The organism is Paenibacillus provencensis, from assembly GCF_042678545.1.
Classification (GTDB): Bacteria; Bacillota; Bacilli; order Paenibacillales; family Paenibacillaceae; genus Paenibacillus; species Paenibacillus provencensis.
The window spans coordinates 3,180,181-3,192,594 of the sequence record NZ_JBHTKX010000001.1 but is presented as its reverse complement, the minus strand read 5'-3'; the positions used below and the strand labels follow the sequence as shown (position 1 = coordinate 3,192,594).

The window sequence follows — 12,414 nt, the reverse complement described above, 5'->3', positions numbered from 1 at the left end:
TTCATTCGCTATCGTTAATGAGAGGTACAGATTATAAGTAAGCCCAGGCGTTTTTTAAAAATGACAAGCCGGGGGTTTATTTTTCTGTGCCTTTTTCATTCCTGCGATAAATGAATGAATGGGGTGTTAGCATGCTGAATTCACACGTTATTAATTTGCTTCGTTGTCCAGTATGTAACGGGGAAATGGAGCTTACGGCAAGAAAAGGCTTGTTTTGTCCGCAAGGACATACCTTTGATATATCGAAATACGGCTACATTAACATGCTGCTGCGTGCAGCAAAAACTAAATATGATCGCACATTATTCCGTGCGCGCAAACAGCTGATCGCAGATGGTAAGCTTGAACCGCTGATTGAGGCGATCGCATTAGGAATGATGAATCACATGCCGGATCATCTCCAGTACTCTAGGGCTTCTGCGCCGAATATGCTGCTGGATGCCGGATGTGGCGAAGGGTCATTGCTAATCCAGCTCCAGAAGAAGCTTGGCTCTATGACGAGGCATGAATGGATTGGTGTTGGGCTGGATATTGCCAAGGAAGGGATTCTGCTTGCGGCCAAGCAGAGCTCCGATTCTCTCTTTTGTGTTGCAGATCTTGCAAGAACGCCGCTTAAGAGCCATGCTGTCGACCACATTCTGAACATCTTGTCTCCTTCGAACTATGAAGAATTCGACCGGCTGCTGACGGATGACGGCATGGTCATTAAGGTTATTCCAGGCAGCGGGTATTTGCAGGAGCTGAGAAGCCGATTCTATGAGCATACGGCACAGGAGGATTACGATAATAAGCGTACAATCCAGCATTTTGCCCGTCATTTTCACATGATTTGTGAGGAGAAGGTAAGCTACACACTTCAGCTTGACGCTGAGGGAATGGCCCACTTGGTTCATATGACGCCTCTGTCCTGGGGAATTACAGAACACAAGCAGAAGGAAGTCCTTAAACAGCAGAGTATTACGTTTGATTATCATATAATGTACGGGAAAAAGAAAAATTTGAACTTTAAGATATAGAAGGTGAGATTCCATTGAAGACAGTGGCCATCGTCGGCGGAGGCATTACAGGCTTGTCCTGTGCCTATCATTTGCAAAAAGAGATTAGAACAAGCGGTCAAGACGTGCGGATCGTCCTGTTAGAGGCAGACTCTGCGCTGGGCGGCAAAATTAGCACCGTACATGATGGGGAGTTTACGATGGAGACGGGAGCTGACTCCATTGTGACGCGCAAAAAGAATACGTTTCAATACATTGAGCAGCTTGGGCTAACCGATCGCATCGTTTTCAACGAGACAGGTACTTCTTTTGTCCACAGTGACGGAGCGCTGAAGCAGATTCCTGATGATTCCATGTTCGGGATACCGATGAGCATTGAATCTCTCGCCAGTACGACACTTGTATCTGCCGAAGGAAAAGTCGAAGCACTCAAGGATTTTTACACGCCTAATGACCGGTTTACAAAAAATGATTCTCTAGGTGAATTTCTTGAAGCTTTTCTCGGCAAGGAGTTTGTGGAGAAGCAGATTGCACCCGTTATATCCGGGGTATATTCAGGGAATATTTATGACCTTACCCTGGCTTCGACGCTGTCCTATCTGCTGGATTACAAGAACGAATATGGGAGCCTGATCCGCGGACTGTCCGAGCAGCGAGGCAAGCTGAAATCCTCTGGAGAGAAGAAGTTTCTTTCTTTTGCTGGAGGGATGTCTGATCTCATTGATGCGTTTGAAAGGGAACTCTCCAAGGTGGATATTCGTAAAGAGACGTCCGTTACCCGCATTGAGCGTGTGAATGGAAAGTATACATTGAATTTGTCTGCCGGTGATGAATTGGAAGCCGATTACGTCGTATTAAGTGTCCCTCATACCGCAGCGGGAAGTATGCTTGCTAAGCCTGAGCTTATGAGAGATTTTGAGCAGCTGAAGAGCAGCTCCTTGATCAGCATCTATTTGGGCTTTGACATTCCGGACAGTGAGCTCCCGGCTAACGGGACGGGGTTCATCACGACGGATGCGAGTGACCTGAAGTGCAATGCTTGTACCTGGACGAGCCGAAAGTGGAAGCATACATCGGATCACAGCCGTTTGCTGGTCAGACTCTTTTATAAAAGCACGAAGCCAGTATATGACTCACTTCTTCCCTTGTCTGAAGAAGAGCTTATTGAGGTTGCGCTGAGCGATATTCGCGAGGCGATGGGAATTTCGGCGAAGCCGATGACGCATCACGTCCACAAATGGCATGAGCAAATGCCGAATTACCATATGAAGCATCATGAACTGGTTCAGTCACTGGAGCATGGTATGTCACTTTATTTCCCGGGAATTTGGCTTGCTGGCTGTTCCTACTATGGAGTGGGGATTCCAGATTGCATGCTGAATGGAGAGAAGACAGCAGCGAAGGTAATTGAGCAATTGCATTTACAAGGCGTAGTAGAACAACCTTAGAGGGATAGATACCACTATTATTAAGGGGGATATCAGTATGCTGGGTATTACGGTTGCGAGAAAAGGTGATCAGCTCGTTATTCGATGGCAATTGACCAAGGTCGAAATACCGCTTGAGCAAATCGCCTCCGTTATTGAGGATGCAACGTATGCAGGTGAGATAAAGGATGCAATAAGAATTGGTTTACCGCAAGGTACCACAGATCGGATCGTAATCCGTACAAAGGATGCAGCATATCTCTTATTTACGACGAATGCACAGTCCATATTAACAAATATAAATCAATACCGGGATGAGTATTTCAAGGCTTCTTCGTAAGACTGTACATTGAGTTCTCATTCCTGTATAGTGTTAGGCTAACCCATAAGTATGGAAATGAATATAAAGTGGTGAAGGATAGCATGGCAAAAGGTAAAGGCGGGACAGGAAGAGGGACAGGCAAAAAAGGCTGGAATCGCTGGCAAGCCAGTGAGCGACGCGCCAAGAGTGCGCCAAAGCCATATAAGAGCAAAGGTACTAAGAAATCTTCTGATACAGCTCCCGAAGGTCAGAAATAAAGCAAGCATCAAACATAACAGGATATAGATGATTTAAACTTCAGAACAGTATGCGTTAGGCCGTCCGGCAGAAGCTCCGGGCGGTTCTTTTGCGTTACATAAAGTTTATCTAAGACCGGGAATTCAAGAAATCGCTGTTAATAGTTGTAAAAAGGACGATTCCATTACCTTTCCATATATAAGGGAGGGATTTACAATGGAATTAATCAATCTGGAAGAAATCATTTATTTGGTGACGAACATCGGTTTTCCCATGGCGGTTTGTGTCATTTTACTCCGGTATATACTGAGCACGATTGGAACGCGTTTAGATAAGCTGGATAACTCCATAACCCGGCTGACAAAGACGGTCCGGGATTTGGATGCCGAAGCCAAAGCAGCGACGGCTAATCAAGCAATTAAGTCAGATCGGGATAAAGAGGGTGGATAATCAGTATTTTCAATTACAAGGACTACGAACGAACTGAATAGATTCATTCAGCATTCAACACTTATTCAGAATTGGAGTATTTTTAATTATGAATCGACTAACTAAACAGATACTGCCAGCCATATTAACAGGCTTGCTGGCAGCAGGCTGCTCACAGCCTGCTGCGGTTGAAGAAATTGCACCTGAATTAGATAAAGTCTATTATCTCTTGGAGGAAGCGGATTCTTCCGAACCTGAAGAGATACCAGAGCAAGATCAGATGCATATGAAATCTTCTCATTATAATGAATCTGGCCGCGAAGTCCGAATCACTGCGGAAGTTACAAATAATCCGGATTATCAGGTTCAGTTTGTAATGCCTGATGAGGCGGATGAAGTGTTCACTGAGCCCAAGGTTAGCATTGCCAGCAGCAATGAAGAGACAAGCATTTATGAAGTGAGGTTTGAAGTGAGAGAGGATTATTTCACAGCCTATCCTGATGTGGAAGTGGTGTATGATACAGCGTGGGAACAGTTCAAGGAAGATCAGAAATATACCATTCTGAAATCACAGACATCCGTATCCTCAGCAGACGTAAATTAGAGCAATTTTATGATGTAAATCATTCTAATCGTCAGCGTTAGCGTTTCGTTTTCCCCGCAAAGGGTAAATTTCAAGCAAGACACGATGAAATCTATCCTAAGAGGAGGAAGTTACACATGTCTAAAAAAAGAGGAATTATAATGACAGCCATTGGCGCTGGTGTCACTTACTTGATGAGGAATAAAAAAGCGAGGGACAAGCTGTTTACGTCAGTCTCCAATATGATGAGAAGCTCGCGATCGTCACATGGAGGCAAAAATGTACCGCGCGTAGATTTGAAATAGGCTATCACACACCCAGTCACTAATCAGCAGGCATATTTGCTTGACAGTCACTCATCATCTGACAGTCACTTCACATGGAGGGAAAAGTCCAGGCCAGAAGGCCTGGGCTTTTCCTTTGTGTCCACATCATTATGGGAAGAGTTGGATAAGATAGAAGGTACGTGACGGGGCATTATTGCAATCAGAGTGAGCTGTGGTTTGAATATCCTTGAGGTGCAGTGCTAGCCTGGAAAAGGCAGCATTGTGGTTGAAAGCAGCATCAAGCAGATTGTGATATAAGGAAGTGAAAGAATTGGTTCAACTACAAACATTTGATCAGATATATAGCATCATGAAGGATTCTTTCCCGGTTATTGAGTATCGCAGCTATGAAGGGCAGAAGATGTTATTGTCTAATCCGTACTATCGGCTCCTGACACAAGAGGATGAGCACGGGAAAGTAATTGCTTTTCTCGCGGGCTGGGAATTTGAGAGCTTTCGATTCGTCGAGCATATTGCCGTTTCTCCGGTCATACGAGGCGGAGGAAGAGGAAGACAGTTAATGGAACAATTCATGAAGGAATCGGCACTGCCGGTCATTCTAGAAGTCGAGCCTCCCGAAGATGAGCTGAAGCGAAGAAGAATCGGGTTCTATGAGCGGCTCGGTTTTCAGCTCGGGGATCACAAGTATGTACAGCCACCGCTGCGGGAAGGTCAGCCGGAGCTGCCCTTATGCATTATGAGCTATCCTCAGCGATTGACAGAAACGGAGTTTCATTCGTATAAGGAACAGCTGTACAGGGAAGTTTACGGCATTCATAGATGAGTCAAAGTCATTTAATTAACAAAATAGAGGTTGGTTACTGAGAGAAAATACAACCAAGAAGAAGCAGGCAATTATGCTGTGCCTGCTTCTTTCTTTTGAGCTATAGAGCTGCTTTGACATGAATGACTATGACGCTGATGGCTACCGCACCTGCTTAGAATCTCGTTATATCATTCGGGTACACCCTCGGTAACGCCATGGATGTAGGTGAGCCAAGGCGTATCTAACGCTCCTCCACCAGGATTATAGGTGAAAAAGTATTCAACGGTATCTCCCTGCTGCAGGTTATTTACATTGTAGGTGAAATTGCCGCTGCCTGATGAGTTCATAGCAACGTTCAATTGCCCTCCGTTATTAACTTTATAGTGCAAATCGGCGAAAGTTGCGCCATTTACATAGAACTGCAGATCATCTCCAATTATTTTCAGACCCTTGACCTCATCTCCAACAACAGAGACTGGTTCAGGCTCGGTAGGTTCGGTAGGATCAGGATTCGAGTTGCCTTCTTTATAGACACGGACATAATCTACCTGCATCGTGGCAGGAATATCCCCAGGGTTCGGAGTCTGTCCACCGTCAAAGCTTCCCCCAACCGCTAGATTCATAATGAGGTAGAACGGCTGATCAAATGGCGCATTCGGATTGTCCGGCGCAGCAGTGGAGTACCATTGCTCTCTCGTCACTTTGAAGAAGAACTTCCCGTCCACATACCATTTAATATTATCTTCTTCCCATACGACAGAATACACGTGATAATCATTTGCGAAGGTTTGCCCTTCCGGGAAGTGATACTCACCAGAGAGATGTCGGTTGGCTGGCCATTGTCCGCCAAAGTGTACGGCACCGCTGGTTGAGCCCGGCAAGCGTCCTCTGGCTTCCATAACATCGATTTCACCAGATGATGCCCATACACCATAAGGACTGTTCTCTGGAAGCATCCACAAGGCTGGCCATAGGCCATTTCCCGTCGGCAGCTTCGCACGGAAATCCACTCTGCCATATTCGAGAGAGAACTTATCCTTTGTATTAATCTTACCAGACGAGTATTGTGCATACCGACTTGGGTCTTGTGGGAAGGATTTTGGCTCGTTCATGGCTTTGATCGTTAAATTTCCATCTTGTAAAAAGACATTCTGTGTACTGTTCGTGTAATGCTGCAGCTCGGAGTTACCCCAGCCCCAGGTGTTCGGGTCATCGTTTAAATAATATCCTGTTTCATAGCTCCACTTGCTTGTGTCGAGTGTGGATCCATTAAATTCATCCTGCCAAATGAGATTCATGCCTTGAATGTCAGGATTGCCTGGCGTTCCGATCATAATATCCTCCTGATCCGTTACGTCTGGCCGCGGGGCATCTGGGTTGCCAATGAAGGTATAGACGACGTAATTATTTCCGATACTGCCGCCTTTCTGACCATTCAGCGGATAGCCGATGCGAATCTGCATATCCTCCTGGATAGGCTGGAACCAAAGGCCATAGATATGATCCGCCCAGTAGCCCCACTGATTGGCATCGGACATGTTGTTATATCCACTGGAGGAGTAGGTAAATCCGCTCTGACTGGATTGATCCAGATCTATCCACACGCCTCCAACGTTAATCTGGTATACAAAATTACCGAGCTCAGTTCCTACAGCAGCTCCCCCATCGATCCTGGGAAGAGGGAGGCCAATCGCGCCGCTCTCATCTGCTGTAAATGTCGTTCCTTCATACGGTGTGATCACATAGGAATTTCTTACGGGTTCATTAAAAGTAATGGTGTAAATAACGTTAGCTGCCGACGTTTTGGACTCTAATTTGACGTTGATCGACTCCGTTACATTGAACCAGAAGCCGCCGCCGCCATCGGTAAATTGACCAAAGTTCTGATCATAGATCCAGCCGCTGGCTGCATTGTTGTCAATATCAATCCATTCCGTGTCATTGACAGGCTTGACATACACCTTTAGATCTTCCGCTACGGCTTCGTAGGTTACGGCTGGATCATTATTAAATGTAGGATAGGTGAAGCCTGCACCGCCTGTATATCCCGCTGTAATTTGCGGTCCTTGTGTGGGGGTCATTGCTGTGATCGTTGTTTTGTTAATGTTATTGAATACGAGTGTGTATTCTAGTGTAGCTCCGGTTGTCTTGGAGTGCAGCTGAAGCTCCGTTGTAGAGGAGAGGGTGAACCAATAGCCGTTAAAGCCGCCATCGCTCCAGTGCCCCCAGTTTTGGTTGTAAGTAAAGCTGTCGATACTATCGATATCAACCCAGCTTCCATTGACCTTTACCTTAACCCCCAAATCATGAGCAACTTCATTCCATGTGACAGAGCCTCCGTTAAACACCGGCATGACAAAACCATAGCTGGCCTGCCCAACGCCCGATTTGGTAATAACAGGGCCGTCGGCGGCAGAGAAATAGGTCATTGAGGTGATGGAAGGAGCTGCTTCTTCAGCGGCTTGAACATTGGAAGCGGGCAGCAGACTGAAGGTAGTGACCAGAATTGCGGTTAAGAACAAGCTGAACGCGGCGTGCAAGATACTTTTTCCCGTAGCATGACGATGCTTCATAAATAACCTCCCTCAAAAGAGTAGATGCTCCCCAGTGGAAATTATTTTGGTAAACGCTTCCAAATGGGGGCGACTATATTTTAACTAATAACATTCGGAGATGAACAGGTCGCATTTTTTGGTTTTGGTCTCACTTTTTCGGTTTTATTAAGTCCCCAAGTTGAATTTTTGGATGACGAACGACTTTTGTGTCAGCAACCGGAGTGAGAGAGCCAAAAATGGACAGCCAAAAATGGAGCGTTAAAATGGAACGCCTAAATGAACGCTTGAAACTAACGTTACGTGATGGATTATGATCAGTTCAGGGAGGTGAAGGAATGCTGTATAAAGTGAAGGAAGTAGCGAAATTCACGGGAGTCACGATCCGAACGCTGCATCACTATGACGAGATTGGACTGGTCAAGCCGGACGAAGTCACCGAGTCCGGTCACCGGCTGTATTCAGACGACAATCTGAAACGGCTGCAGCAGGTGCTGTTTTTCCGCGAGATCGGGTTCACTCTGCAGGAGATTGGGCCGATTCTGGACCGACCGGATTTTGACCGAAGAGGGGCGCTTGCGGCGCACAAAGAGCTGCTCATGGAGCAGAAGAGACGGCTTGAAGAATTAATCGATACCGTCGATCGAACATTACAAGAGGAAAATGGGGGAGTTCCGATGTCGAAGGAAGAGATGTTTAACGGATTTGATATGAAATCTATTGAGGAACACAAGGCGAAGTATTCACAGGAAGCGAAGGAGAAGTACGGGGAAGAAATCGTTACGCAAACCGAGCGTAAAACTGATGCCTATACGGAGCAGGACTGGGCGAGAATCCACGCCAGAAACAAAGAGATTAACGACAAGATCGAAGGAGCTATGGACCTAGGGCCTGCAGATGCACAGGTGCAGGAGGGAGTTGCTGAGCTTCGTCAGGAAATTACGAACAATTACTACGACTGTACACCCGAAATCTTCCGTGGTCTGGCCGATCTGTACGTGGAGGATTCGAGATTTACCAAGAATATAGAGAAAGGAAGAACTCCAGGGTACGCTGCCTTCCTAAGAGAAGCAATGATCATATACTGTGATGGCTTAAAGTAATAGAAGACGGGGATTGGAGTAACTCAGATATCGAAATACCAGGAAGAAAAGCTGTTCTTGCACCTATAAAGGTGTTTAGCAACAGCTTTTTTTGTGTGTTTCTAGCCAAAACAAACTAAAAACAATCAAAAACACATAATTAACGTGTGTTTGACACTCTGTTAACAATGGTTCCGTAGACTGTAGTTACAGCTAAGGCAAGGCTGTTACGTTAGCAGGCAATTCACAGAAAGTTAGGAGAATGCATATGAACAATGGGGGCTTGGTCATTGACAGCATTAGCAAGTCGTTTGGAACCTATACTGCACTACAACATATCAATGTCACTATACCGAAGGGGAAGTTCACATGTCTTCTGGGTCCCAGCGGATGCGGCCGTGATACCGCGCAGGCAGCATCGATGTCCGTGCTGATCGTCATGCTGAATTTAGCAGTACGAGGAGGATACGAGGTACTTACCGCAAGGCTTCGCCGCAAAATAACAGCTGCGTGGCAAAAGAGATAAGTACAACCGAGACATCCGAGGATTTGGCATAAGTTTTTGAAAGAACATCCAATTAAAATTAGGCAAAATCCTGAAGCATTATTAAACGATGAAGCAATCATAAATATAAAATAACGGAGGTAATAACATGATTAGAACAGTAATTTTGGATTGGGCAGGTACGATGGTGGATTACGGGAGCTTTGCTCCCGTAGAGGCATTCCGGAGATTGTTTGACGAACACGGCATTGTGGTAAGCTCGGAGGTCATTCGTAAGCCGATGGGACGGATGAAGATCGATCATCTTCGCGATATTTGTGAAGATCAAGGAGTCTCAGCAGCGTGGCAGGAAAGGTATGGACGTCTGCCGAACGTACAGGATGTCCTTACGATGTATGAAGCCTTTGAGCCTATGCTGTTCTCACTGCTCGATCAATTCGCTGTTCCAGTCCCGGGTGCTGTAGCAATGGCCGATCGACTGCATGCAAAAGGCATAACGATCGGTACAACGACGGGGTATACACGTGCAATGCTTGATGTCATCGTTCCTGAAGCGGCGAAGCATGGTTATAAGCCGGACAGTGTCATTGCGCCGGATGAGACGGCAGCAGGCAGACCTTATCCTTGGATGATCTTCCGAAATGCAGAAGCACTGGGTACGATTCAGATGAAGGATATTGTTAAATGCGGGGATACAGAAGCAGACATGAGAGAAGGACGAAATGCTGGAGTATGGGCAGTGGGTGTTGTATTCGGAGGTAATGAGCTGGGGCTTACTGAAGAGGAAGTCCGCAAACTGCCTGAGGGAGAGAAGCAGAAGAGATTTGACGAAATTGCTGAACAATTGAAAAAGGCTGGTGCGCACTACGTTATCTCCGAGATCGGCGAGCTGGATCAGGTCATTGAAGATATTAATCTTCGTATGGTGAACGGAGAGCTTCCATGCTAACAGAAAAAAAGACAAGCAGTAATCCGTATCTGCTGCTGACTCCCGGACCCTTGACCACGACGGACACCGTCAAGCAGGCGATGCTAAAGGATTGGTGCACCTGGGACGATGAATATAATACGCTGGTAAACTCCATTAGACACAGGCTGGTTCGGCTGGCTGCACCTGGGCACACAGAAGAATATACCGCTGTGCTTATGCAAGGAAGCGGCAGCTTCAGTGTTGAAGCGGTGCTTGGCACAGCTCTGCCGAGGCAGGGAGGAAAGCTTGTGGTGGCGGTAAACGGAGCATATGGAGAACGCATGGTGGAAATGGCGAAGGTGCTTGGCATTCCGGTGACGGCTGTCCATTTTGATGAGAGAGAAGCGATCAGCCCGGCTGTTTTTGAGGAGGCACTGATGAAGGATCCTTCCATTACTCATGCGGCTATCGTCCATTGCGAGACAACTACGGGGGTACTGAATCCACTCCATGAGCTAAGTGAGGCGGTACGACGCCAAGGCAAAACACTAATCGTGGATGCCATGAGCAGCTTTGGCGGGGTTCCGCTGGACATGCATGAGCTAGGAATTGACTATTTGATCAGCAGCAGTAACAAATGCATTCAGGGCGTTCCCGGCTTCGGATTTGTACTTGCTCGAATCAGCTGTCTGACCGCTTGTAAAGGCAACGCACGCTCACTCTCCCTTGACTTGTATGATCAATGGGATATCATGGAACGAATGAACGGGAAATGGCGTTATACATCTCCGACCCATGTCGTTCGGGCTTTTGATCAGGCATTAATCGAGCTTGAGGAAGAGGGCGGTGTAAATGCACGCTATAATAGATACATTCAAAATCAGCAGGAGCTGGTTAAGGGAATGAAGGAAGCGGGTTTCTCTACATTACTGCCGGCCGAATGGCATTCTCCGATTATTACCTCGTTCCGGTACCCGGAGGCTGGCTTCTCGTTCTCCGCATTTTACAGTCGGTTGAAGGAAGAAGGCTTTGTTCTATATCCGGGCAAGCTGACAAGCGTGCCTACGTTCCGTATTGGAACGATCGGGGATGTGCATGCTTCTGATATTAAAGAGCTGATCGGCATTGTGAAACGGATAACGGCTGCAAATGGGGATAAGTAAGCTGCAATAAGACCTGGATATATAAAGAACGAATACAAAGGAGAATGAGTAAATGTCACTCGCTGGAGAGGAACGGAAGCAGACTATATTAGATATGCTCCAGCTGCAGGGCAAGGTCAGAACGCCTGAGCTGGTAAGGGCACTGGATGTCTCTTCGGAAACCATTCGCAGATACCTCGAAGAACTGGAGAATGAGAACAAGCTGAAGAGAGTGTACGGCGGTGCTGTTAAACTCAATGTTGAACGGGAAGAGCCAGCTTACGGCAAACGTGAAGTGCTTCAGGCAGAAGAGAAGAAGCGGATCGGCAGGACCGCAGCTTCTCTGGTACAGAACCACGATATCGTTGTTATTGACGAAGGAACGACAACACTGCAGATGATCGATTCACTCATCCTTAAAAAGCATCTTACAATACTGGTGTCTTCAATCTATACCTTGAACTTGTTAATTAATTATAAGAATAAAGGTGCGTTTGACGGAGAAATTGTGCTTATCGGCGGGAGAATTAATTCCAAGCATTATCGTGCATCTGGAACACTTGCCGTAGAGTTCATGTCCGGTTTCCATGTCGACAAAGCGTTTGTGGTCGCGGACGGTCTTCAGCTGGATACCGGAATCACGAGCTATGAGGATGACAGAGGGCTGCTGGCTCGAACCTTCATGAAGCAGGCGAAACAAACCATTGTGCTGGCGGATCACACCAAGATTGGAACCTCTCATTTCTATAAATTTGCAGACTTCAGAGAAGTGGACATGGTAGTCAGCGATGTGCCGCCTCCTGCGGCGTGGGAGAGCAAATTAACTGAAGAGGATGTCCATTGGATCGTAGCCGATTAAAATGTTCTAATCATAGCTTTGCATTTCATATAACCATGATGTGTGAAAAATATGCATGTCATGGTTTTTTGTTACCCATAACACACAACAAAAACAATGAAAAGTAGAATAAAAACACATATTTAACTTGTGTTTAACAGCCCGTTAACGAAATGTATTTTATAGTAAAGAAGTACTGAGAAACAGAGGTAGACAGCATTTCGCTTATACCGAAAGCTTTGTAAAAAAACAAATTAATAAGGATAGCTGGCTGCTACAAAAAGGTCGTGTAAGTGGCGT

The 12,414-nt window shown here is 46.3% G+C and carries 14 protein-coding genes; 13 read left to right on the top strand and 1 reads right to left on the bottom strand.

Annotated features, from left to right (window positions below; all coding sequences use genetic code 11):
- Positions 1–131: 131 nt before the first annotated feature.
- The 8 genes from ACFQ3J_RS15355 to ACFQ3J_RS15320 all read left to right on the top strand — a co-directional run bounded on the left by ACFQ3J_RS15355 (position 132) and on the right by ACFQ3J_RS15320 (position 5,103).
- Complete coding sequence (locus tag ACFQ3J_RS15355) at positions 132–1,016, top strand: putative RNA methyltransferase (protein WP_251582511.1); 885 nt, start codon at positions 132–134, stop codon at positions 1,014–1,016.
- 14 nt (positions 1,017–1,030) lie between these two features.
- Positions 1,031–2,443 (top strand): protoporphyrinogen oxidase, encoded by a 1,413-nt coding sequence (hemG, locus tag ACFQ3J_RS15350; RefSeq protein WP_251582509.1) that lies wholly within the window; start codon positions 1,031–1,033, stop codon positions 2,441–2,443.
- 37 nt (positions 2,444–2,480) lie between these two features.
- Entirely contained in the window at positions 2,481–2,762 is a 282-nt protein-coding gene (locus ACFQ3J_RS15345) for a SunI/YnzG family protein (protein ID WP_251582507.1), read from the top strand.
- A gap of 83 nt (positions 2,763–2,845) precedes the next feature.
- Positions 2,846–3,001: a DUF3934 family protein gene (locus tag ACFQ3J_RS15340; protein ID WP_170862541.1), complete on the top strand. Its 156-nt coding sequence runs from the start codon at positions 2,846–2,848 to the stop codon at positions 2,999–3,001.
- 196 nt (positions 3,002–3,197) lie between these two features.
- Complete coding sequence (locus ACFQ3J_RS15335; RefSeq protein ID WP_091160350.1) at positions 3,198–3,431, top strand: YvrJ family protein; 234 nt, start codon at positions 3,198–3,200, stop codon at positions 3,429–3,431.
- An 88-nt stretch (positions 3,432–3,519) separates the two neighbouring features.
- Positions 3,520–4,014 carry a hypothetical protein gene (locus ACFQ3J_RS15330; RefSeq protein WP_251582505.1) on the top strand — a complete coding sequence of 165 codons (495 nt, stop codon included), beginning with the start codon at positions 3,520–3,522 and terminating at the stop codon, positions 4,012–4,014.
- A gap of 116 nt (positions 4,015–4,130) precedes the next feature.
- Positions 4,131–4,298 (top strand): hypothetical protein, encoded by a 168-nt coding sequence (locus tag ACFQ3J_RS15325; RefSeq protein WP_251582503.1) that lies wholly within the window; start codon positions 4,131–4,133, stop codon positions 4,296–4,298.
- Positions 4,299–4,590: 292 nt separating this feature from the next.
- Positions 4,591–5,103 (top strand): GNAT family N-acetyltransferase, encoded by a 513-nt coding sequence (locus ACFQ3J_RS15320; RefSeq protein WP_285850057.1) that lies wholly within the window; start codon positions 4,591–4,593, stop codon positions 5,101–5,103.
- Between the two features lie 170 nt (positions 5,104–5,273).
- Here ACFQ3J_RS15320 and ACFQ3J_RS15315 read toward each other — a convergent pair whose 3' ends face one another.
- Positions 5,274–7,658, bottom strand: coding sequence for a glycoside hydrolase family 16 protein (locus ACFQ3J_RS15315; RefSeq protein ID WP_251582501.1), 2,385 nt, complete (start codon positions 7,656–7,658; stop codon positions 5,274–5,276).
- A 317-nt stretch (positions 7,659–7,975) separates the two neighbouring features.
- Here ACFQ3J_RS15315 and ACFQ3J_RS15310 point away from each other — a divergent pair, with 317 nt between their 5' ends.
- The 5 genes from ACFQ3J_RS15310 (at position 7,976) to ACFQ3J_RS15290 (ending at position 12,135) form a co-directional block, all read left to right on the top strand.
- Entirely contained in the window at positions 7,976–8,740 is a 765-nt protein-coding gene (locus ACFQ3J_RS15310) for a MerR family transcriptional regulator (RefSeq protein ID WP_091160346.1), read from the top strand.
- Between the two features lie 247 nt (positions 8,741–8,987).
- Positions 8,988–9,245 (top strand): hypothetical protein, encoded by a 258-nt coding sequence (locus tag ACFQ3J_RS15305; RefSeq protein ID WP_251582499.1) that lies wholly within the window; start codon positions 8,988–8,990, stop codon positions 9,243–9,245.
- A gap of 127 nt (positions 9,246–9,372) precedes the next feature.
- Positions 9,373–10,173, top strand: a complete 801-nt coding sequence (gene phnX, locus ACFQ3J_RS15300) for a phosphonoacetaldehyde hydrolase (protein ID WP_251582497.1) — start codon at positions 9,373–9,375, stop codon at positions 10,171–10,173.
- Positions 10,167–11,297, top strand: coding sequence for a 2-aminoethylphosphonate--pyruvate transaminase (gene phnW / locus ACFQ3J_RS15295; RefSeq protein ID WP_251582495.1), 1,131 nt, complete (start codon positions 10,167–10,169; stop codon positions 11,295–11,297). Before phnX ends, phnW begins: the two co-directional genes overlap by 7 nt.
- 52 nt (positions 11,298–11,349) lie before the next feature.
- Complete coding sequence (locus ACFQ3J_RS15290; protein WP_091160340.1) at positions 11,350–12,135, top strand: DeoR/GlpR family DNA-binding transcription regulator; 786 nt, start codon at positions 11,350–11,352, stop codon at positions 12,133–12,135.
- Positions 12,136–12,414 lie beyond the last annotated feature (279 nt).

Coding starts and splice junctions, on each gene's coding strand:
- ACFQ3J_RS15355 (WP_251582511.1), top strand. CDS start 132: ATGCTGAATTCACACGTTATTAATTTGCTTCGTTGTCCAGTATGTAAC.
- ACFQ3J_RS15345 (WP_251582507.1), top strand. CDS start 2,481: ATGCTGGGTATTACGGTTGCGAGAAAAGGTGATCAGCTCGTTATTCGA.
- ACFQ3J_RS15340 (WP_170862541.1), top strand. CDS start 2,846: ATGGCAAAAGGTAAAGGCGGGACAGGAAGAGGGACAGGCAAAAAAGGC.
- ACFQ3J_RS15335 (WP_091160350.1), top strand. CDS start 3,198: ATGGAATTAATCAATCTGGAAGAAATCATTTATTTGGTGACGAACATC.
- ACFQ3J_RS15330 (WP_251582505.1), top strand. CDS start 3,520: ATGAATCGACTAACTAAACAGATACTGCCAGCCATATTAACAGGCTTG.
- ACFQ3J_RS15325 (WP_251582503.1), top strand. CDS start 4,131: ATGTCTAAAAAAAGAGGAATTATAATGACAGCCATTGGCGCTGGTGTC.
- ACFQ3J_RS15315 (WP_251582501.1), bottom strand. CDS start 7,658: ATGAAGCATCGTCATGCTACGGGAAAAAGTATCTTGCACGCCGCGTTC.
- ACFQ3J_RS15310 (WP_091160346.1), top strand. CDS start 7,976: ATGCTGTATAAAGTGAAGGAAGTAGCGAAATTCACGGGAGTCACGATC.
- ACFQ3J_RS15305 (WP_251582499.1), top strand. CDS start 8,988: ATGAACAATGGGGGCTTGGTCATTGACAGCATTAGCAAGTCGTTTGGA.
- phnX (WP_251582497.1), top strand. CDS start 9,373: ATGATTAGAACAGTAATTTTGGATTGGGCAGGTACGATGGTGGATTAC.
- phnW (WP_251582495.1), top strand. CDS start 10,167: ATGCTAACAGAAAAAAAGACAAGCAGTAATCCGTATCTGCTGCTGACT.
- ACFQ3J_RS15290 (WP_091160340.1), top strand. CDS start 11,350: ATGTCACTCGCTGGAGAGGAACGGAAGCAGACTATATTAGATATGCTC.